Annotated in this window: 20 protein-coding genes; 10 read left to right on the top strand and 10 right to left on the bottom strand. The window is 74.7% G+C overall.

The window, feature by feature from the left end; genetic code table 11:
* From P2H44_RS13700 to P2H44_RS13675, 6 genes are all read left to right on the top strand, one after another.
* Complete coding sequence (locus P2H44_RS13700; protein WP_275764272.1) at positions 1-1,035, top strand: DUF58 domain-containing protein; 1,035 nt, start codon at positions 1-3, stop codon at positions 1,033-1,035.
* 89 nt (positions 1,036-1,124) lie between these two features.
* The gene (locus tag P2H44_RS13695; RefSeq protein WP_275764594.1) at positions 1,125-1,697 is read left to right on the top strand and encodes a DUF4381 domain-containing protein; all 573 of its coding nucleotides are present in this window, start codon (positions 1,125-1,127) and stop codon (positions 1,695-1,697) included.
* Positions 1,694-2,677, top strand: coding sequence for a VWA domain-containing protein (locus P2H44_RS13690; protein ID WP_275764271.1), 984 nt, complete (start codon positions 1,694-1,696; stop codon positions 2,675-2,677). The genes P2H44_RS13695 and P2H44_RS13690 overlap by 4 nt, the downstream gene beginning before the upstream one ends.
* Positions 2,674-4,311 (top strand): vWA domain-containing protein, encoded by a 1,638-nt coding sequence (locus P2H44_RS13685; RefSeq protein ID WP_275764269.1) that lies wholly within the window; start codon positions 2,674-2,676, stop codon positions 4,309-4,311. The genes P2H44_RS13690 and P2H44_RS13685 overlap by 4 nt, the downstream gene beginning before the upstream one ends.
* The gene (locus P2H44_RS13680; protein ID WP_275764267.1) at positions 4,308-5,771 is read left to right on the top strand and encodes a hypothetical protein; all 1,464 of its coding nucleotides are present in this window, start codon (positions 4,308-4,310) and stop codon (positions 5,769-5,771) included. The genes P2H44_RS13685 and P2H44_RS13680 overlap by 4 nt, the downstream gene beginning before the upstream one ends.
* Positions 5,772-5,851: 80 nt before the next feature.
* Positions 5,852-6,709 (top strand): SMP-30/gluconolactonase/LRE family protein, encoded by an 858-nt coding sequence (locus P2H44_RS13675; RefSeq protein WP_275764265.1) that lies wholly within the window; start codon positions 5,852-5,854, stop codon positions 6,707-6,709.
* Positions 6,710-6,738: 29 nt separating this feature from the next.
* On the opposite strand, the gene P2H44_RS13670 is transcribed toward P2H44_RS13675, so the two are convergent.
* The 10 genes from P2H44_RS13670 to P2H44_RS13625 all read right to left on the bottom strand — a co-directional run bounded on the left by P2H44_RS13670 (position 6,739) and on the right by P2H44_RS13625 (position 17,408).
* Positions 6,739-7,659, bottom strand: coding sequence for an alpha/beta hydrolase (locus tag P2H44_RS13670; RefSeq protein ID WP_275764264.1), 921 nt, complete (start codon positions 7,657-7,659; stop codon positions 6,739-6,741).
* 92 nt (positions 7,660-7,751) lie between these two features.
* On the bottom strand, positions 7,752-8,456 hold the full coding sequence (locus P2H44_RS13665) for an HAD-IA family hydrolase (RefSeq protein ID WP_275764263.1): 705 nt from the start codon (positions 8,454-8,456) through the stop codon (positions 7,752-7,754).
* Positions 8,453-9,148, bottom strand: a complete 696-nt coding sequence (rpe, locus tag P2H44_RS13660) for a ribulose-phosphate 3-epimerase (RefSeq protein WP_275764262.1) — start codon at positions 9,146-9,148, stop codon at positions 8,453-8,455. Before rpe ends, P2H44_RS13665 begins: the two co-directional genes overlap by 4 nt.
* Positions 9,145-10,107, bottom strand: a complete 963-nt coding sequence (gene cbbX, locus P2H44_RS13655; protein WP_275764261.1) for a CbbX protein — start codon at positions 10,105-10,107, stop codon at positions 9,145-9,147. The genes rpe and cbbX overlap by 4 nt, the downstream gene beginning before the upstream one ends.
* A gap of 339 nt (positions 10,108-10,446) precedes the next feature.
* Complete coding sequence (locus tag P2H44_RS13650) at positions 10,447-10,836, bottom strand: ribulose bisphosphate carboxylase small subunit (RefSeq protein WP_275764260.1); 390 nt, start codon at positions 10,834-10,836, stop codon at positions 10,447-10,449.
* A 60-nt stretch (positions 10,837-10,896) separates the two neighbouring features.
* Positions 10,897-12,357: a form I ribulose bisphosphate carboxylase large subunit gene (locus tag P2H44_RS13645; RefSeq protein ID WP_462976295.1), complete on the bottom strand. Its 1,461-nt coding sequence runs from the start codon at positions 12,355-12,357 to the stop codon at positions 10,897-10,899.
* A 32-nt stretch (positions 12,358-12,389) separates the two neighbouring features.
* Entirely contained in the window at positions 12,390-13,469 is a 1,080-nt protein-coding gene (gene fba, locus P2H44_RS13640; protein ID WP_275764256.1) for a class II fructose-bisphosphate aldolase, read from the bottom strand.
* A 17-nt stretch (positions 13,470-13,486) separates the two neighbouring features.
* On the bottom strand, positions 13,487-15,487 hold the full coding sequence (gene tkt / locus P2H44_RS13635; RefSeq protein ID WP_462976294.1) for a transketolase: 2,001 nt from the start codon (positions 15,485-15,487) through the stop codon (positions 13,487-13,489).
* Positions 15,488-15,501: 14 nt separating this feature from the next.
* A complete protein-coding gene (locus P2H44_RS13630) occupies positions 15,502-16,374 on the bottom strand; it encodes a phosphoribulokinase (protein WP_275764254.1) in 873 nt (290 codons plus the stop codon).
* A gap of 23 nt (positions 16,375-16,397) precedes the next feature.
* Positions 16,398-17,408 carry a class 1 fructose-bisphosphatase gene (locus P2H44_RS13625; protein ID WP_275764253.1) on the bottom strand — a complete coding sequence of 337 codons (1,011 nt, stop codon included), beginning with the start codon at positions 17,406-17,408 and terminating at the stop codon, positions 16,398-16,400.
* Between the two features lie 104 nt (positions 17,409-17,512).
* Between P2H44_RS13625 and P2H44_RS13620 the strand changes: the two genes are divergently transcribed.
* The 4 genes from P2H44_RS13620 to P2H44_RS13605 all read left to right on the top strand — a co-directional run bounded on the left by P2H44_RS13620 (position 17,513) and on the right by P2H44_RS13605 (position 20,659).
* Positions 17,513-18,439, top strand: a complete 927-nt coding sequence (locus P2H44_RS13620; protein ID WP_275764251.1) for a LysR family transcriptional regulator — start codon at positions 17,513-17,515, stop codon at positions 18,437-18,439.
* 152 nt (positions 18,440-18,591) lie between these two features.
* Entirely contained in the window at positions 18,592-19,584 is a 993-nt protein-coding gene (gene acuI, locus P2H44_RS13615) for an acrylyl-CoA reductase (NADPH) (protein WP_275764250.1), read from the top strand.
* 101 nt (positions 19,585-19,685) lie between these two features.
* A complete protein-coding gene (locus P2H44_RS13610) occupies positions 19,686-20,261 on the top strand; it encodes a peroxidase-related enzyme (RefSeq protein WP_275764248.1) in 576 nt (191 codons plus the stop codon).
* A 29-nt stretch (positions 20,262-20,290) separates the two neighbouring features.
* Complete coding sequence (locus tag P2H44_RS13605) at positions 20,291-20,659, top strand: carboxymuconolactone decarboxylase family protein (protein ID WP_275764247.1); 369 nt, start codon at positions 20,291-20,293, stop codon at positions 20,657-20,659.
* Positions 20,660-20,743 lie beyond the last annotated feature (84 nt).

The raw sequence follows: 20,743 nt of genomic DNA, 5'->3' as shown, positions 1-20,743 counted from the left end.
GTGGCCGGCCCCTCCCCCTCCGACCGCGCCCGCCTGCGCGCCGGCCTCGTCGCCGCCCGGCCCCAGGCGCTGGACGATCCGCGGGTGCATGTCTCGCTCGCCGGCCTGCGGGCGCTCGAGGGGCGGGCGCGGGCGCTCAGCTTCGCGCCGCGCCAGCCGGCGCGCTCGGCCCTGAACGGGCGCCACGCCTCCCGCCTGCGCGGCCGCGGCCTGACCTTCGAGGAGCTGCGCGCCTACGTCCCCGGCGACGACGTGCGCGCCATCGACTGGAAAGCCACCGCGCGCATGGGCGAGCCCTTCGTGCGCGTGACGACGGAGGAGCGCGACCGCCCCGCCCTGATCGTCGTGGACCAGCGCATGTCGATGTTCTTCGGCTCGGTCCTCAACATGAAGGCGGTGACGGCGGCCGAGGCGGCGGCGCTGGCCGCCTTCCGCATCGCCGACCAGGGCGACCGGGTCGGGGGGATCGTCTTCGGCGACGCCCACCTGGCCGAGATCCGCCCCGCCCGCGGGCGCGCGGCGCTCGACCGCTTCCTCGCCGCGCTGGCCGAGGCGAACGGGATGCTCGCGGCCGACGCCCCGACCCTCGCGCCCACGCCCCTCGCCCAGGTGCTGCGCGCGGTGGCCCGGATCGCGCCGCGCAACCACCTGATCGTGGTCCTCTCGGACTTCGACGCTGGCGGAGAGGAGGGCGGGGAGGGCCCCGACCCCGCGGCGGAGGAGGAGACGCGCCGCCTGGTCTCGGCCCTGGCGCGGCGCAACGACCTGGTGCTGGGCCTCGTCTCCGACCCGTTCGCCCAGGACCTGCCCGCGGGGCTGCGTCTGTCGGTCTCGGACGGGGAGCTCCAGGCCGAGGTGAACACCGCCGACAGCCGCGCCCACCGCTCCCTGCGCGAGATGGCGCGCGGCCGGCTGGCCGCGGTGCTCGACTGGCAGCGCAGCCTCGGCGTGTCCGTGCTGCCCCTGACCACGGCCGAGGAGACGACGCCCCAGATGCGCCGCCTGATGGGCCTCGCCCCCCGGCCGCGCCGATGAGCGGCCCTCTCGACGCCCCGGCCCTCGCTCCGGCCCCCGGCCCGGTTCCCGGCCCAGTTCTCGCCCCGGCCGGCGAGCCTCCCGTGCGGATGGCCCAGACCGGGACCGCGCCCGGATCCGTCGCCACGGAGGCCGGCCCCACACCGACTTCCCGGAACGAGGCCGCGACCGCCGCCCCCGCCTCCGCCCCGCCCAACCTGGTCGACCTGCTGGACGAGCTGCGCCAGCCGCCTCCGCCGCCGCCGGTCTCGATGCTCCCGCAGACCGCGGGCTGGCCGGTGCTGGGGCTGCTGCTCCTGCTGGCGCTCGCCTTCGCCGTCCGGTCGGGCCGCCGCCGGCGCCGCGCCGACGCCTGGCGGCGCGAGGCGCTGGCCGCCCTCGCGCAGGCCGGCGACGACCCCGCCGCCGTCGCCCCGATCCTGCGCCGCGCCGCCCTCACCGCCCGTCCGCGGCAGGCGGTCGCCGGCCTCTCGGGCGAGCGCTGGCTGGCCTTCCTGGACGAGACCGCAGGCGCTCCGCCCGAGAGATCCGGCGGCTTCGCCCACGGCCCCGGTCGGGCGCTGCTGCACGGCCCCTACGACGGCCGGGGCGCCTCGGCGCCGGGCCTCGGCGCCCTCGCCGCGCGCTGGGTGCGGCGGGTGAAGGCGGAGGGGGCGCGATGATCTCCCTCGCCGAGCCCTGGGCCCTCCTGCTCCTTCCCGCGCCGCTGCTGGTCTGGCTGCTCGCGCCCCCGCATCGCGCGCCCTCGCCTGCCCTGCGCGTGCCCTTCTTCCGCCGGGTCGCCCGCGCCGCCGGCGCCCAGCCCCGCCGCGGGGCGTCCGTGCGCGCCCGCTCCCGCCTGCAGATGGCCGCCGCCATCCTGTGCTGGTCCCTGCTGGTGCTCGCCCTCGCCGCGCCCGAGCGGCTGGGGAAGCCCGTCGAGGTCACGCGCGCCGCCCGGGACGTGGCGCTCGCGATCGACATCTCCGGCTCGATGGACGCGCGCGACTTCCCAGGCCCCGACGGCGTCCCCCTCCAGCGCCTCGCCGCCGTGCGCGAGGTGGTGCGCGCCTTCGTCGAGGGGCGCGAGGGCGACCGCGTGGCGCTGATCGTCTTCGGCTCGCGCGCCTATCTCCAGTCGCCCCTGACCGAGGATCTCGACGCCGTCGCCGACCTGCTGGAGCGCACCGAGGTCGGCATGGCCGGCCCCCACACCGCGCTCGGCGACGCCATCGGCCTCGCCATCCGCACCTTCGAGGCGAGCGAGGTCGAGCAGCGCCTGCTGATCCTGCTCTCCGACGGCGCCGACACCGCCAGCCGCATGAGCCCGGTCAACGCCGCCGAGATCGCCGCCGCCCGCGGGGTCGAGATCCACACCGTCGGCGTCGGCGATCCCGACGCCACGGGCGAGGACCGGGTGGACCTCGGCGCGCTCGAGGACATCGCCCGGCGCAGCGGCGGCGGCTATTCCTTCGCCTCCGACGCCGATGCGCTCGCGCAGGTCTACGCCCGCATCGACCGCCTCGCCCCGCGGGAGGTCGAGCGGCTGTCCTGGCGCCCGCGCACGGCGCTCGCCTGGATCCCCATGGCCGCCGCGCTGCTGATCGCGGGCGGGACCACGGCGGGCCTGCACCTCGCCTCGCGGCGCCGGGGGCGGGCATGAGCGCCGAGTCCCTCGCGCTCGCCTGGGAGGCGTTCCGCTTCCTGCGCCCCGGCTGGCTGGCGGCGCTGCCGCTGATCGCGCTGCTCTGGGCGCTGGCCCGCCGCGCCCGGGGCCGGCCGCGGGCGCCGGCGGCGAAGATCGCCCCGCATCTGCACGCGGCCCTCAGCCTCGACGCCGCGCGCCGGCGCCGGCCGCAGCCCATCGACGGCGTCGCCCTGGCGCTGGTCTTCTGCGCCCTGGGCGCGGCGGGCCCCGCCTGGACCCGGGCCGAGGATCCCTTCGCCGCCCAGGCCGCCCCCGCGGTGATGGTGCTCAAGGTCGCGCCCTCGATGCTCGCGACCGACCTCTCCCCCTCGCGGCTGGAGCGCGCGCGCCAGAAGCTGCGCGATTTCCTCGACCTGCGCGCTGGCGGGCGCACGGCGCTGGTGGCCTACGCGGGCTCCGCCCACGTGGTGATCCCGATGACCGAGGACGCGGGCCTGATCGCCCCCTACCTCGCCGCCCTGACGCCCGAGACGATGCCGCGCGAGGGCGACGTCGCCGCCGCGGCCCTGCGCCTCGCGCGCGACCTGCTGGCGGCCGAGGGCGCGCAGGGAACGGGCGGCGTGCTGCTGGTCGCCGACGCCGTCGACCTCGCCCAAGCCCGCGAGGCGCGCGCGGCGCTGGAGGGCTCGGGCGCAAGCCTCGCCGTGCTCGCCCCCTTGCCCGAGGGCGCCGCCGACCCGGGGCTCGACGCGCTGGGCGCGCCGGTGATCCGCGTCACCCCCGACGGGTCCGACCTGCGCCGCATCGACGGGCTGCTGAACGCCGCGTGGGAGCGGGCGCGCCTGGGCGACGAGCGCCTGCCGTGGGAGGATCGCGGCCGCTGGCTCGCCTGGCCGGCGGCGCTGCTGACGCTCCTGTGGTTCCGCCGCGGCTGGACGATGCGCTGGGCGGCCGCGGCGCTGCTCGCGGCCGCGCTGACGCTCCCCTCCGCCCCCCGGGCGCAGGAGGGGACGCGCGACCTGCGCGCCGCCGCCCCGACCGAGCCGCCGGGGATCTTCGCGCTCGGCGGCCCCCTCGCCGCCTGGTTCCTCGCCCCCGACCAGCAGGGCGACCTCGCCGCACGCCGCAAGCGCTGGGACCAGGCCGCGCGGCTCTACGCCGATCCCTACCGGCGCGCCTACGCGCAGTATCGCGACGGCGACTACAAGGCGGCGGTCGCGACCCTCTCCACGCTCGACACCGCGCAGGCGGCGTTCCTGCAGGGCCTCGCCTCGATCCGCTCGCAGGCCTATCGCGACGGGGTGCGGGCGTTCGAGACGGCGCTGGCGCGCGACCCCGCCTATCCCGACGCGGCCGAGAACCTCGCCCAGGCCCGGCGCATCGTCGCCTGGGTCGAGCAGGCGCAGGAGGACCAGGACGCCGGCGACCAGCCCGACCTCGGCGCCGACGACGTGACCTACGACAACGAGGAGAACCGCGGCCAGGAGATGCAGGTCCCCCGCGAGGCCGAGACCGGCTCCGCCCCCCTGACCGCCGAGCAGTGGATGCGCACCGTCGACACTCGCCCCGCCGACTTCCTGCGCCAGCGCTTCGCCCTCGAAGCCGCCGGGGCGGGGAGCGGCGCGACGGGCGGGGGGACGAGCGAATGACCCCTCCCGACCCCCCCGCGCCCGGCGCCGCCGCCACGATCCCCACGACGATGGCCCGCCTCCGCGACGCCGCCCTCCGCCTCCGCGGCCTCCCCGTCGCCTCGCGCAGCCGGGCGCCCGCCGGCGCCCGCCCGCGCAGGCCCCTCGCCGGGGGCCGCCTCGGCCCGATCCTCGCGCTGGCGGCGGCGCTCCTCGCGACGGGACCGGCCCCGGCGCAGAGCCCCGCGGCCGTGCCAGACGCCCAATCGCCCCGCCTCAGCGTCGAGCTCTCGGCCGAGGAGGTCGTGCCCGGCCAGCCGCTGACCCTGCGCATGACCCTGCTGGTCCCCACCTACCTCCCCTCCCCGCCGGTCTGGCCGGACCTGGACGCGCCCGACCTGCTGGTGCGCCTGCCGCCCCGCGCGACCAACCCCACCAGCGCGGAGGTGGACGGCGAGACCTGGTCCGGCGTCTCCCGCCGCTGGCGCATCGCGCCGCTGGTCCCCGGCGCCTTCGCCCTGCCCGCCGGCGAGCTGCAGGTGACCTGGGCCGATCCCGCGGGCGGCGCGCCCCTGCGCGCCGTCCTGCCCACCCCCGCCCTGCGCCTGCGCGCCACGATCCCGCCGGGGGCCGAGGACCTCTCCCCCTTCATCGCCGCCCAGGACCTGACGCTGGAACGGCGGGTCGAGGGCGATCCGCAGGCCATGTCGCCCGGCGACGCCTTGGCCGTGACGCTGACCGCCCGGATCGCCGGCGCCTCGCCGATGGTCCTGCCGCCCCTGGCAGCCCCCGGCGGCCCGCCCGGCCTCGCCGCCTATCCCGAGGCGCCCGAGCTGACCGAGACCGAGGACCGCGGCCGGATCGGCGGCGCGCGCACCGAACGCCTCTCGCTGATCGCCCAGGGCGGCGGCGAGGGCGAGCTGCCCGCCGTCTCCCTGCGCTGGTACGATCTCGACGACGGCCGGGTGAAGACCGCCGAGGTCCCGGCCGTGGCGATCTCGGTCTCGGGCCCGCCGCTCGCCGCCGCGCCGCCCGATCCCGCCGCCCGCCTGCGCCTGTGGCTGTCGCTGGGCGCCGCGGCCCTGGCGCTGGGGGTGCTCGCCGCCCTCCTGCGCCGCGCCGCGCCGGGCCTGCGCGCCCGCCTCTCCCGCCGCCGCGCCGCGCATCGCGCCTCCGAGACCTGGGCCTGGCGCCGGCTTCGATCCGCGCTGCGCGCCCGCGACCGGGCCGGCCTGCGCCCGGCGCTCGACCTGTGGTCGGCGCGGGTGCAGGGCGACCCGCGCGCGGACCCGGCGGTGCAGGCCGCCCTCCTCTCCCTCGGCGCCGCGCGCTACGCGCCCGGCCAAGGCGACGAAGCCGCCGCCTGGCAGGCCCTCGCCCGCGCCCTGCCCGAGGCCCGCCGCCGCCATCCGCCCCTCGACGCGCGCGGCCCCTCCGCGACGGCCCCCCGGCGGCTGCCCCCGCTCAATCCCGTCGCCTGAGCGCCCATCCCCCGCCGCGCCGCTTGCCCGCCCGCCCCGGCTCTGCAAACCTGTCGGCCGACAAGAAAGGGAGGAGCCGCATGACCCGCAGGACGCAGATCCTGGCCGACGACCTGTGCTTCGGGGAGGGGCCGCGCTGGCATGACGGGCGGCTGTGGCTGTCGGACATGCACGACCACAAGGTGCTCGCCATCGCCCCCGACGGCGCCAAGGAGGTGATGCTCGAGCTCGAGGACCGCCCCAGCGGCCTCGGCTGGATGCCCGACGGCGACCTGCTGGTGGTGGCGATGACCTCGCGCCGGCTGCTGCGGGTGCGCGACGGCGCCGTCTCGGTCCATGCCGAGCTGTGGGACCTCGCCGACTTCCACTGCAACGACATGCTGGTCCTGCCCGACGGGACCGCGCTGGTGGGCAACTTCGGCTTCGACCTCGACGCCGTGCTGCGGGGCGAGGGCGAGCCCTCCGCCACCCGCCTGATCCGCGTCGCCCCCGACGGAACCGCCGAGCGGGTGGGCGAGCCGATGCTGTTCCCCAACGGCATGGTCGCCACCCCCGACGGCAAGACCCTGATCGTGGGCGAGACCCGGGGCGGGCGCCTCTCGGCCTACGACCTCGGGCCCGGGGGAGCGCTGAGCAATCATCGCGTCTGGTCCGCGCCCCCCGACCTGCGCCCCGACGGCATCTGCCTCGACGCCGAGGGCGCGGTCTGGGTCGCCTCGCCCCGCCGCGGGGGCTGCGTGCGGGTGGCCGAGGGGGGCCGCGTCCTGGACGAGATCCCTGTCGAGACCGAGGCCTTCGCCTGCATGCTGGGCGGGGAGGACGACCGCACCCTGCACATCCTGACCGCCGTGAACCACGACCGCGAGGACACCCGCCGCCGCCGCGCCGGCCGGGTCGAGACCGTGCGCGTCGACGCCCCGCGCGCCGGCCTGCCCTGAGGCGGGCGGGCCCGCGCCCGCCCTCCGGCTCAGGCCGTCTCGCGCGCCTCCGCCGGGGCGGCGGGAAGGCCCACGACGCGGTCGAGGAAGGCGAGGATCTCGTCCCACAGCACCCCGGTCTCGCCGCCCTCGATCCGGGCCTCGGCCGGGTAGAAATGACCGTGGTCGGGGACCACCACCCAGCGCGCGTCGAAGCCCGCCTCGACCAGCGCGCCGTGCAGCCGCGGCGCCCCCTCGCGGATCGCGGGCAGGTCGTCGTCCGAGGTGACCAGCAGCGCGGGGAAGCGCGCGCCCCCCGCCGCCCGGTGATCCTGCGCGAAGCGCTCGGGCGCCGCGGCCGACAGGCAGACCACGCCGGCGGGGTCCACGTCATGGGTCAGCGCCGCCGAGATCGTCAGCCGCGCCCCGGCCGAGAAGCCCCCGATCACGATCCGCGACGGGTCGATCCCGTAGCGCCGCGCGGCCCCGGCGAGGAAGCGATAGGCCGCCGTCACGTCGTCGATCGCGCCCTCGATCGCCGCGTGCATCTCCTCGGGCGTGGTCGGGGGCAGGCCCAGCATCCCGCGCACCACCTGGATGCGGTCGAGGTTCGCGGCCCCCGGCGCCATCGCCTGCGTCGGCCCCGCCTCGGGCCGCAGCTGCGCCAGCCGGTAGCTGACCGAGGCCGCCACGAAGCCGCGCGCCGCGAGCCTGCGGCAATACTCGGCCATGGCGGTGCTGGTCCGCCCCTGCTCGTCCGCGAAGGCGTCGTCCTGGCGCGAGCCGCGGTGGAAGGCGCCGCCGAAGGCCAGCATCACCGCCGGCCGCCCGCCCGGCGGCGTCGGCGCGTCGGGGGCGTAGAGATCGAGCTCCAGCGCCATGACTTCGGGCGCCGGCCCGTCCCGGCGCAGGGCGTGACCGTAGACGACGTCCCGGGTCTCGACGACCGGGAAAAGGGGGGTGGGGGGCATGGCGGTTCCTTCGGCGGCGACGGGGCCGAGCCTGCGGGATCCCCGAGCCCCGCGCCAGCGCGAATGCGCGGGCGCAGGTTCCGGCCCGCCCCTCAGGCCGCCTCGGGCGCGAGGAAGCCGGCGAGGTCGGGGGCGCGCGCCAGCGCCTCGAACGAGGCGACGCGGCGGGTCGCCTCGCCATGGTCCTCGTCGGCGGTGTAGCGCCCCGCGCAGGCCACCGTGGCGATCCCCGCGGCGCGGGCCGAGAGGATGCCGTTGCGCGAATCCTCCAGCGCCAGGCACGCCTCCGCCGGCAGGCCGAGGCGCCTGAGCGCCAGCCGGTAGACGTCGGGCGCCGGCTTCTTGCGCGCCACCTCGTCGCCCGCCGCGATCACGTCGAAGACCGCGCCTGCGCTGCGCCCGAAGACCAGCTCGGCCAGCGCGTCGAGGTTGGGGCGGCTGGTGGTGGTCGCCACCGCCAGCCGCAGCCCCTCGGCCCGGCCGCGGGCGATCAGCGCGGCCACGCCGGGGCGCAGGGCCAGCCCCTCCCGCCGCGCCAGCCGGTCGTAGGCGCGGGTCTTGGCGGCGTGCAGGGCCGCGATCTCGCCCTCCGGCATCGGGCGGCCGAGGTGGTCGCGGGTCCAGGCCGCGATGCGCTCCTTGCCGCCGGTGGTCTTGAGGAGGCGGGCGTAGAGCGGCGGGTCCCAGCGCCAGTCCAGCCCAGCCTCCTCGAAGGCCGCGTTGAAGGCGGCGCGGTGCAGCTCCTCGGTCTCGGCCAGGGTCCCGTCGACGTCGAAGATCAGGGCGCGGAGGGTCATGCGGCGGTCCTCGCGGCGGCCACGGCCTCGCGGATCGCGCGGATGTTGCGCCCGTAGACTTCCGGCTGCGCGACCGAGCCGCCGCGGAACACCGCCGAGCCCGCCACCAGCACGTCGGCGCCCGCCGCGACCAGCCCCGGCGCGGTCGAGGGATCAACCCCTCCGTCGATCTCGACATGCACCGGACGGTCGCCGATCATCGCGCGCAGCTCGGCCACCTTGCCGCGCAGGTCGATGAACCTCTGGCCGCCGAAGCCGGGGTTCACGGTCATCACGCAGACCAGGTCCGCCAGATCCAGCAGGTGCGCCACGGCCGAGGCCGGGGTTCCGGGGTTCAGCGCCACGCCCGCCTTCATGCCCGCCCCGCGGATCGCCTGCAGGGTGCGGTGGACGTGGGGGCCGGCCTCGACATGGGCGGTCAGCACGTCGGCGCCGGCCTGGGCGAACGCCTCGATCCAGGGGTCGACCGGGGCGATCATCAGGTGGACGTCCATCACCGTGCGGACGTGCTTTCGGAACGCCGCCACGGCCGGCGGGCCGAAGGTGAGGTTGGGGACGAAGTGGCCGTCCATGACGTCGACGTGGATCCAGTCGGCGCCCTGATCCTCGACCGCGCGGATCTCCCGGCCGAAATCGGCGAAGTCGGCCGAGAGGATCGAGGGCGCGATCTTGGGCGTGCGGTCGAAGGTCATTTGCGGGCCTCCCCGGTTCCGGCGCGGTCGACGTCGAGCCCGCCGGCGAAGACGCGGCTGGCGCGCAGGTCCGCCTCGGTCAGGGTCGAGAGGGCGGCGGCGTCCACCGGCCCGGTCGCGTCGGCCACCAGCCGGTTCGCATGCCGCAGCCGCGCCCGGTCCAGCGCGTTGCGGATCGAGCGGGCGTTGGCGAAATGCGGCTGCGCCCGGCGCAGGCCGATGTATTCGCTCATCGCCGACCGGGCGGGGCCGTCGAGCGCATAGCCGCTGCCGTCCAGCATCGACTCGGCGATCCGCAGAAGCTCGTCGTCCGAGTAGTCCGGGAAGTCGACATGATGGGCGATGCGCGAACGAAAACCGGGATTGGCCGAGAAGAACCGGTCCATCCGGTCGGCGTAGCCCGCCATGATGACGACCAGGTCGTCGCGGTTGTTCTCCATCACCTGCAGCAGGATCTCGATGGCTTCCTGCCCGTAGTCCCGCTCGTTGTCGGGCTTGTAGAGGTAATAGGCCTCGTCGATGAAGAGGACGCCGCCCATCGCCTTCTTCAGCACCTCGCGGGTCTTGGGGGCGGTGTGGCCGATGTACTGGCCCACCAGGTCGTCGCGGGTGACCGAGACGAGGTGCCCCTTGCGCACGTAGCCCAGGCGATGGAGCAGGCCGGCCATCATCCGCGCCACGGTCGTCTTGCCGGCGCCGGGGTTGCCGGTGAAGGACATGTGGAGCGTGGGCGCCGCACCCCCCAGCCCCATCGCCTTTCGAGCCCGGTCGACCAGCAGCAGCGCCGCCATCTCCCGGATCCGCGCCTTCACGGGGGCGAGGCCGATCAGCTCGGCGTCCAGCCGCCCCAGCACCTCGTCCACGCCCGAGGACTCGCGCTCGGCGGCGAGGTCGATGGTGGCGACGGGGGTCTGCGGTGTGGCGGGGGTCTCCGCCTCGAGGGTCGCGGCCTGGGTCATCGGAAGGCTCCTTGCGCGAGGAATGGGTGGGGGGAGGCGGCGCCTTCGCCTCCCCCGCGGGCCGGGTGGAACGGGAGGCCGGCCCGCCCCGCCGCCGCCTCCGCTCCGGGATGTGGCCCGGGGAAGGAGAGGAATGCGGAGACGACGGCGGAGATCGTGGCCGCCGCCCGGCCCCGGACGACGGCGAGGATGAGGGGCGGCCGGGCGGTCGGCGCTCCGGGGCGGAACCGGGGCGCTCGCGCGGGGAGCGGAGCCGTGGCTCCGGCGTCCGCCCCATCGCCGCGACGGAGGCCCCGGATCAAGCCCGGGGCGCCCCGCCCCCGCGGCCGCGCGCGGCAATCAGAACCGCGCGTCCCAGGCGTAGGTCTGGGAGCGGCCCCGCACGTCGGTGCGCTGCATGTGGAAGCCGGGCTCGGAGGAGGGGCGGTTGACGATGAAGGACATCATCACCGTCTCGAAGCCGCGCTGATCCTCGAAGGCCTGCACGCGGATGTAGGCCTCGGGATGCGCCTTGCGCAGCTCGTCCAGCTCCATCATCGCGCCCTTCGCGTCGCGCAGGTCGAACATCGGGTGGCCCCACATCTCCCAGTAGGTGTTGCGGGGGTGGGGGTCGTAGGTGAACTCGAGGCTGACCGCCCACTCGCGGCTCAGGATGTATTCCACCTGCGCGGTGATCTGGGCGTCGTCGAGGTCGGGCAGGAAGCTGAAGCAGCCCTGGGTGATGCGCATGATCGCGTCTCCTGTCGGATCGGGAGGGGGGCGCGCCCGGGCCGGCCGGGCGCGCAGGGCTCACATCGCGGGTGAGGGCGTCGGCACGTAGTCCGAGCTGTCGGTCGAGGCGTAGTTGAAGGTGATGCTGCCCCAGGTCTCCAGCGCGGCCTCCAGCGGCTTGCACCACTTGGCGGCCTCGCGCAGGACCTCGGGGCCCTCCCCCTTCAGGTCGCGCCCCTCGTTGCGGGCCAGGACCATCGCCTCCAGCGCCACGCGGTTGGCGGTGGCGCCCGCCTGGATGCCCATCGGGTGGCCGATGGTGCCGCCGCCGAACTGCAGCACCACGTCGTCGCCGAATAGGTCCAGCAGCTGGTGCATCTGGCCCGCGTGGATGCCGCCCGAGGCGACGGGCATCACCTTCTTGATGTCGGCCCAGTCCTGCTCGAAGTAGATGCCCCGCGGCAGGTCGACGGCGTTGTGCGTCTCCCGGCAGACGTTGTAGTAGCCCTGCACCGTCAGCGGATCGCCCTCGAGCTTGCCGACGGCGGTGCCGCAGTGCAGGTGATCCACCCCCGCCAACCGCAGCCACTTGGCGATCACCCGGAAGCTGACGCCGTGGTTCTTCTGGCGGGTGTAGGTGCCGTGCCCCGCGCGGTGCATGTGCAGGATCATGTCGTTGGCCCGGCACCAGCGCGAGATCGACTGGATCGCCGTCCAGCCCACGATCAGGTCGACCATGACGATGACCGAGCCCAGCTCCTTGGCGAACTCGGCGCGGGCGTACATCTCCTCCATCGTGCCGGCGGTGATGTTGAGGTAGTGGCCCTTGACCTCGCCGCTCTCGGCGGTGGCCTTGTTGACCGCCTCCATGCAGTAGAGGAACCGGTCCCGCCAGTGCATGAAGGGCTGCGAGTTGATGTTCTCGTCGTCCTTCATGAAGTCGAGGCCGCCCTTCAGCCCCTCGTAGACCACGCGCCCGTAGTTCTTGCCCGACAGGCCGAGCTTGGGCTTGGTCGTGGCCCCCAGCAGCGGCCGGCCGAACTTGTCCAGCCGCTCGCGCTCCACCACCAGGCCCGTGGGGGGGCCGGCGAAGGTCTTGCAGTAGGCGACCGGCAGGCGCATGTCCTCCAGCCGCGCGGCCGCCAGGGGCTTGAAGCTGAACACGTTCCCGATGATCGAGGCGGTGAGGTTCGCGATCGAGCCCTCCTCGAACAGGATCAGGTCGTAGGCGACCCAGGCGAAGAACTGGCCCGGCTGGCCGGGGACCGGCTCCACCTTGTAGGCCTTGGCGCGGTACTGGTCGCAGGCGGTCAGCCGGTCGGTCCAGACCACCGTCCAGGTCGCGGTCGAGCTTTCGCCCGCCACGGCCGCCGCCGCCTCGATCGGGTCCACGCCGTCCTGGGGGGTGATGCGGAACAGGGCCAGGACGTCGGTGTCCTTCGGCTCGTAGTCCCCGTCCCAGTAGCCCATCTGGGCGTATTTCAGGACGCCGGCGGCATAGCGCTTGCGGACGTCGCGGATCTCCTGCGGGTCGCTCATGTCGTTCATCGTCTTTCCTCCGGGGTGGGGCGTCAGGCGGCGGCGCGCGAGGCGACGCGGGGGTCCAGGGCGCCCGCGGCGTAGCGGGCGGCCATCTCGTCCATGGACAGGGGGCGGATGCGGGCGGCGTGGCCGGCGGCGCCGAAGCGCTCGAACCGGTCGCGGCACAGCGCCTCCAGCTCCCGCATCGCGGGGATGGCGAACTTGCGGGGATCGAACTCCTCGGGGTGCTCCATCGCCACCCGGCGCATCTGGCCGGTCATCGCCATGCGGCAGTCGGTGTCGATGTTGACCTTTCGCACGCCCATCCTGATGCCGCGCTCGATCTCCTCGACCGGCACGCCCCAGGTCTGGGGCATCCGCCCGCCGTGGGCGTTGATCAGGTCCTGCAGCGCCTGGGGGACCGAGGACGAGCCGTGCATCACCAGGTGCGTGTCCGGCAGCTTCTCGTGGATCCGCGCGATGGTCTCCATCGACAGGATCTCGCCGTCCGGCTTGCGGGAGAACTTGTAGGCCCCGTGCGAGGTCCCGCAGGCGATGGCCAGCGCGTCGACCTTGGTGGCCAGCACGAAGTCCACCGCCTCGTCGGGGTCGGTCAGAAGCTGGTCGTGGCTCAGCTTGCCCTCGGCGCCCGAGCCGTCCTCGGCCGCGGCCTCCCCGGTCTCGAGGCTGCCCAGCACCCCCAGCTCCCCCTCGACCGAGGCGCCGACGGCATGGGCCGCGGCGGCGACGCGGGCGGTGATGGCGACGTTGTAGTCCCAGCTGGCCGGCGTCTTCATGTCCGCCTCCAGCGAGCCGTCCATCATGACGGAGGTGAACCCGTGCCGGATCGCGCTCAGGCAGGTGGCGTCGTCGTTCCCGTGGTCCTGGTGCAGGCAGATCGGGATCGAGGGGTTGGTCTCGGCCAGCGCCTCGACCATCCGGCGCAGCATCACGTCGCCGGCGTATTTGCGCGCCCCGCGGCTCGCCTGCAGGATCACCGGCGCGTCGCAGGCCCGCGCCGCGGCCAGGATCGCCAGCCCCTGCTCCATGTTGTTGATGTTGAAGGCCGGCACGCCGTAGCCATGCTCGGCCGCGTGATCGAGAAGCTGTCTGAGGGTGATCAGCGCCATGGGGTTTCCTCCCGGGTTCAGGCGGCGCGGCGGGCGACCAGCGCCCGGGCGCGGTCGGCGACGGCCTGGGGCGTGACGCCGAAGTGGCGGTAGAGGTCGGCCGCCGGCGCCGAGGCGCCGAAGCCGGTCATCCCGACGAAGAGGTCCGCGGGATCGAGCATCAGCTCCCACCCCTGCCGGATCGCGGCCTCGACCCCCACGCGGGGCGCGGCGCCGAGGACGGAGGCGCGGTAGCTGGGCTCCTGCACCGCGAAGAGCTCGAAGCAGGGGGCGGAGACCACCGCCGCCCGCAGCCCCTCGGCCGCCAGCAGTCCCGCGGCCTCGACCGCGATCTCGACCTCGGAGCCGGTGGCGATCAGGGTGACGTCCCGGCCGCCCTCCGGCTCCTCCAGCACGTAGGCGCCCCGCGCGGTCAGGTTCCGCGCCTCGGGCGTCCGGCGCAGGGTCGGCAGGGCCTGGCGGGACAGGCACAGGACCGTGGGCGTGCGGGCCGAGGCGGCGGCGATCTCCCAGGCCTCGGCCGTCTCGACCGCGTCGCAGGGGCGGATCACGGCCATGCCCGGCATGGCGCGCAGGCTCGCGATCGTCTCCACCGGCTGGTGGGTCGGCCCGTCCTCGCCCAGGCCGATGGAGTCGTGGGTCATCACGTAGACGACCGGCACCCCCATCAGCGCCGAGAGCCGCATCGCCGGCCGCGCATAGTCCGCGAAGGCCAGGAAGGTGCCGCCGTAGGGCCGCAGCCCGCCATGCAGGGCGATGCCGTTCATCGCCGCCGCCATGCCGTGCTCGCGGATGCCCCAGTGGAGGTAGTCGCCGCCGTAGTCCCCCGGCGCCACCGCCCGCTGGGCGGAGGAGCGGGTGTTGTTCGATCCCGTCAGGTCGGCCGAGCCGCCGACGCTGTTGGGCAGGACCGCGTTCACCACCTCCAGCGCCATTTCCGAGGCCTGGCGGGTGGCGACGCGCGGCGCCTCCTTCGCAAGCCGCGCCTTGTGCTCGCCCAGCGCCGCGGCCAGCGCCTCGGCGTCCGGCGCGGCATGGGCGGCGGCGAAGGCGGCGGCGCGGGGGCTGGCGTCGCGCCGCGCCGCCCACTCGGCCCGCGCCCGGGCGCCGCGGGCGGCGACGGCGCGCCAGGCGGCGGCGATCTCGGCGGGAACCTCGAAGGGCGGATGGGGCCAGTCCAGCGCCTCGCGCGCGGCGGCGATCTCGGCGGCGCCCAGCGGCGCGCCGTGGACCTTGTGGCTGCCGGCCTTGCTCGGCGCCCCCCGCCCGATCTGCGTGCGGCAGGCGATCATAGAGGGGCGCGGGTCCAGCGCCGCCGCCTCGATCGCCGCCGCGATCTGCTCGCGGTCGTGGCCGTCCACCTCGCTCACCTGCCAGCCCGCGGCGACGAACCGGGCGCGCTGGTCCATCGAGGTCGACAGCGACGTCGCCCCGTCGATGGTGATGCGGTTGTCGTCCCAGAAGACGCACAGCCGCCCCAGCCGCAGGTGCCCGGCGAGGTCTATGGCCTCGTGGCTGATCCCCTCCATCAGGCAGCCGTCGCCCGCCAGCACCCAGGTGCGGTGGTCGACCAGCGCGTCCCCGAAGCGGGCGTTCAGCATCCGCTCGGCCAACGCCATGCCCACGGCGGTCGCGACGCCCTGCCCCAGCGGGCCGGTGGTGGTCTCGATCCCCGCGGCGTGGCCGTATTCCGGATGCCCGGCCGTGCGGGCGCCCAGCTGGCGGAAGCGCCTCAGCTGGTCCGCCCCCATGTCCGCGTAGCCCAGCAGGTGATGCACCGCGTAGACCAGCATCGAGCCGTGGCCCGCGCTCATCACGAACCGGTCCCGGTCCGGCCAGGCGGGGTCCGCCGGGTCCAGCTTCACGAAGCGGTTGAACAGCACCGCCGCGACGTCGGCGAGCCCCATCGGCGCGCCGGGATGGCCGGAGCTCGCGGCCTCGACCGCGTCCATGGTCAGCACGCGGATCGCGTCGGCCATGCGGGACTCGAGCGCCCTCGCGGGCGTGGCGTAGGTCATGGTCATGGGCTCCTTCACGCGCGGCGGGAGTCGGAGACCAGGCGCAGGATCATCGGCGTGAAGATCAGCTGCATCGCCAGGTCCATCTTGCCCCCCGGGATCACCAGGGAGTTCGCGCGGGTCATCCAGCTGTCGTGGATCATCGACATCAGGTAGGGAAAATCGATCCCGCGGGGGTTCTTGAAGCGGATCACCACCACGCTCTCGTCGGCGGTGGGGATCCAGCGGGCGACGAACGGGTTCGAGGTGTCGACCAGCGGCGCCCGCTGGAAGTTGATGTCCGTCTCCGAGAACTGCGGGCAGATGCAGTGCACGTAGGCGTGCATCCGGCGCAGGATCGTGTCGGTCACCGCCTCGGTCGAATACCCGCGCTTGGACGAGTCCCGGTGGACCTTCTGGATCCATTCGAGGTTGATGACCGGCACCACCCCGATCTTCAGGTCCGCCAGCGCCGCCAGGTTCACCCGGTCGTTGACCACCGCCCCGTGCAGCCCTTCGTAGAACAGAAGGTCCGAGCGGTCGTCGAACGCCGCCCAGGGCGTGAAGTTCCCCGGCGGGACGTCGTGCCGCTCCGCCTCCTCCTCGTCGTGGACGTAGTGGCGGGTCTCGCCGCAGCCGGTCTCGCCGTAGCTGCGGAACACCTCCTCCAGCTTCTCCAACTCGTTGGCGTCGTAGGAGAAATGCGAGAACGTCTCGTCCCCCGCCGCCTTGCGGGCGTCGAGCTCGGCCTTCATCGCCGCGCGGTCGTAGCGGTGGAAGGCGTCGCCCTCGATCGAGACGGTCTTCACCCCCTCGCGCCGGAAGATCTGGTCGAAGGTGGATTTCACCGTCGTGGTGCCGGCCCCGGACGAGCCGGTCACCGAGATGATCGGATGCTTCTTGGACATGGTTTCTTCCGAAGGGTCGGGGATCAGGCCAGGAACAGGCCGCGCGCGCCGAACAGCGAGGCGACCTCCGCCTCGGGCAGGTCGTGGTAGGCCGTCACCCGGTCCACCTTCCCGGCCGAGCCGAAGACGAAGGGCGTGCGCGCATGCAGGCTGGAGGGCGCGCGGTCGAGGATCCGCGCCGTGCCGGTGGTCGCCCGCCCGCCCGCCTGCTCGATCAGGAAGGCGATGGGCGCGCATTCGTAGACCAGCCGCAGCCGCCCCTGCCCGTAGCCGTCCCGCCTGTCGGCGGGGTAGAGGAAGATCCCCCCGCGGGTCAGGATCCGGTGCGTCTCGGCCACCAGCGAGGCGACCCAGCGCATGTTGAACTCCCGCCCCCGCGGCCCCTCGGCGCCCGCCAGGCAGTCGTCGATGTAGGCGCGCACCGGCTTCTCCCAGTGGCGGTAGTTCGAGGCGTTGATCGCGAACTCGGAGGAGGTCTCGGGGATCCGCGCCGCCGGCTCGGTCTCCACGAACCGGCCCGCCGCGCGGTCCAGCGTGAAGAGGCGAACCCCCTCGCCGAAGCTGACCGCCAGCACCGTGCGCGGGCCGTAGATGAAATAGCCCCCCGCCAGCAGGTCGCGCCCGTCGCGCAGGAAGGTCGCCTCGCCGTCCGCCAGCGCCGGCCGGATCCCGAAGATCGTCCCGATCGAGACGTTGACGTCGATGTTGGACGACCCGTCCAGCGGATCGATCGCCACCGCCAGCGCCCCCTCGGGATTCAGCTCCACCACCCCCTCGCGCTCCTCCGAGGCGAGCCAGCGCACGTCCTGCCCGCCCAGCGCCGCGGCGAAGGCCGCGTCGGCCTCGACGTCCAGCGTCGTCTGCGCGTCGCCGTCGGCGTTGCGGCCCGCGCCGGCGTCGCCGCCCAGGGCGCCGTCCAGCGGGCCGCGGCCGATGCGCTCGGCCAGCTCGGCCGCGGTCCGGCACAGCGCCTCCATAACCCCCTGCAAGGCCTGGGGAATCGGCGGCGCGTCAGGGCGCGTCTCAGGGCGCATGGCTGGGTCCTCCCGGTCGTTCGTCGTGTCGTCGGCGCTAGCTTTCGGACGGGAGACGCGATAAGAAAATTTAGAAATTCTGCCGATGCCTTCAGGAAAATTGAATGCGCCGCCTCGACCGCATCACCCTCAAGCAGCTCCGCGCCCTGCAGGCGGTGGCCGAGGAGGGCGCCCTCTCCGCCGCCGCCGAGCGGCTGCACCTGACCGCGCCCGCCATCCATAACCAGCTGAAAACGCTGGAGGACCTGATCGGCTCCCCGCTGTTCGAGCGCGACGGGCCCGAGCGCACCGCCCCCACCCCCCAGGGCCGCGCCCTGCTCGACGCCCAGGCCGAGATCCAGGCCGCCCTGACCCGGGCGCTGGGAACCGTGCGCGCGCTTGACGCAGGCGCGAGCGGCCGGGTGGTGCTCGGCGTCGTCTCGACCGCCAAGTACTTCGCCCCCCGCATCGTCGCCCGCCTCCAGCAGGAGATGCGCGACGTCGAGATCGCGCTGCGCGTCGGCAACCGGACCGAGACCCTCGCGGCCCTCGCCCGCGGCGAATACGACCTCACCATCATGGGCCGCCCCCCGCGGGAGCCGCTGTGCGACGCCATCCCGCTCGCCGCCCATCCCCACGTGCTGATCGCCCCCGCCGACCACCCGCTCGCCGCCCTCCCCCTCGCCCCGCGCGAGGCGCTGATGGCCGAGCGCTTCGTGATGCGCGAACCCGGCTCCGGCACCCGGATCCTGGCGGAGCGCTTCCTAGACGACCTCGGCGAGGGTCTTCAGGCCCGGACCACGGAAATGTCGTCCAACGAGACCATCAAGCAGTCGGTGATGAGCGGCCTGGGCGTCGCGATCATCTCCGCCCACACGGTGGCCGAGGAGCTGCGCAGCGGCCGCCTCGCCGTCATTCGGGCCGAGGGCCTGCCCATCGTGCGTCACTGGTTCGTGCTGACCCGGCAGGACCGCGCGCCCTCCCCCGCCGCCGCCCGGGTGCGGGACTGGATCACGCGCAACGTCCACGAGGTCTTCCCGACCCTCGCCTGATCCGGGGGCGGCGGGCGGGCGTCCCGGCCGCGCAGCGGCCGGCGGAGCCGCCCCGCCGGCCCGTCCCGGAACGCGACGCTTGTTTTTAAGAGACGCCCGGTCTAATCCCTCCCCAACGCCGAGGGCGCAACGCCCGAAGGGAAGGAGACCCCATGTTCGACGCCATCCTCATCGACAAGGCCGACGACGCCCAGACCGTGAAGCTGACCCAGCTCGACGACGACGCCCTGCCCGAGGGCGACGTGACCGTGCGCGTCGCCGCCTCCACCCTGAACTACAAGGACGGCCTCGCCGTCACCGGCAAGTCGCCGGTGGTGCGCAAGTTCCCCATGGTCCCCGGCATCGACTTCGCCGGCGTCGTGGAAAGCTCCACCTCCCCCGACTGGAAGGAAGGCGACCGCGTCGTCCTCAACGGCTGGGGCGTGGGCGAGACGCACTGGGGCGGCCTCGCCGGCAAGGCCCGGGTGAAGGGCGAATGGCTGGTGCCGCTCCCCGACGCGTTCTCGATGCAGCAGGCCATGGCCATCGGCACCGCCGGCTACACCTCGATGCTCTGCGTGCTGGCGCTCGAGAAGAACGGCGTGACCCCGGCCTCGGGCCCCGTGCTGGTCACCGGCGCCGCCGGCGGCGTCGGCTCGGTCGCGGTCGCCCTGCTCGCCAAGCTCGGCCACGAGGTCCACGCCGTCACCGGCCGCCCGGAGGAGAGCGACTACCTCAAGGCGCTCGGCGCCTCCGAGATCCTCGACCGCGCCGAGTTCGCCGAGAAGGGCCGCCCCCTGGGCAAGGAGCGGTGGGCCGCGGCCGTCGACGTCGCCGGCGGCCAGGTGCTCGCCAACGTGCTCTCCCAGATCCGCTACGGCGGCACGGTCGCGGCCTGCGGCCTCGCCGCCGGCATGGGCCTGCCCGCCACCGTCGCCCCCTTCATCCTGCGCGGCGTGACGCTTGCGGGCATCGACAGCGTGATGCGCCCCAAGGCCGACCGGATCGAGGCGTGGACCCGCCTCGCCGCCGACCTCGACCCCGCGCTCCTCGCCTCGATGACCGTCGAGGTTCCGCTCTCCGAGGTGATCCCCACCTGCGAGCGCCTGCTCGCCGGCCAGGTCCGCGGCCGCGCCGTGGTGCCGATCGACCCCTCGATCGCCTGACGCCGCCGAACCTCCCCGCCCCGGCCCCGCGCCGGGGCGGTCTTCCGATTTCCGCGCCCCGGGACCAGCCCCGCGCGCCGCCCGTTTCAGGACCCCGCTCCATGACCGCCGACCTGCCGATCAGCCGTTTCCCCGTCCCGACCCTCGCCGAGCTGCCCGACGACATCCGCGAGAAGCTCGAGGCCGTGCAGGAGAAGGCCGGCTTCATCCCCAACGTGTTCCTCGTCCTCGCCCACCGCCCCGACGAATTCCGCGCCTTCTTCGCCTATCACGACGCCCTGATGGAGAAGCCGGGCAACCTGACCAAGGCCGAGCGCGAGATGATCGTGGTCGCCACCTCGAACCTCAACCAGTGCCAGTACTGCGTGATCGCCCACGGCGCGATCCTGCGCATCCGGGCCAAGAACCCGCTGATCGCCGACCAGGTCGCGATCAACTACCGCAAGGCCGACATCACGCCCCGCCAGAAGGCGATGCTCGACTTCGCGATGCAGGTCTCCCAGTCCGCGCAGGAGGTCGGCGACGCCGAGATCGAGGCGCTGAAGGCCCACGGCTTCGACGACGACGACGTCTGGGACATCACCGGCATCGCCGCCTTCTTCGCGCTCTCGAACCGCATGGCCAACGTCACCGGCATGCGCCCGAACCCCGAGTTCTACACGATGGGCCGGGGCTGACCCCCGGCGACTGAAGGGAGGTCGCGCCCATGTTCCTCGACTGGAAATCCTACCTGCGCACCGGCCGCCGCGCCGGCGCCGTGCTGGCCAAGGCCAACCCGAAGATGGTCGAGGGGTTCCAGGCCCTCTCCGCCGGGCAGAACGGCAACGGCGCGCTCGACGCCCGCACGCGGGAGCTGATCGCGCTCGCCGTCGCCGTGACCACCCGCTGCGACACCTGCATCGCGGTCCATGCCGAGCGCGCCCGCAAGGCCGGGGTGACCGAGGCCGAGCTCGCCGACGCCATGGGCACCGCCATCGCCATGAACGCCGGCGCCGCCTACAGCTACGCGATGCGCACGCTCGAGGCCTTCGACCAGCTCGGCGAGGACGCCCCCGCCGAGCAGACCGCGCGGTGAGCGCAGGCCGCCAGCACCGCCGCGCGGCGCGGCGGGGGGCCCGCGCGCCCCTCGCCGCGCCGCCCCTCGCCGCCGCCGACCCCG

Source organism: Albimonas marina (assembly GCF_029223255.1).
Lineage (GTDB): Bacteria > Pseudomonadota > Alphaproteobacteria > Rhodobacterales > Rhodobacteraceae > Albimonas.
The sequence above is the reverse complement of the archived record's forward strand: the minus strand, read 5'-3'. Positions and strand labels throughout refer to the sequence as shown.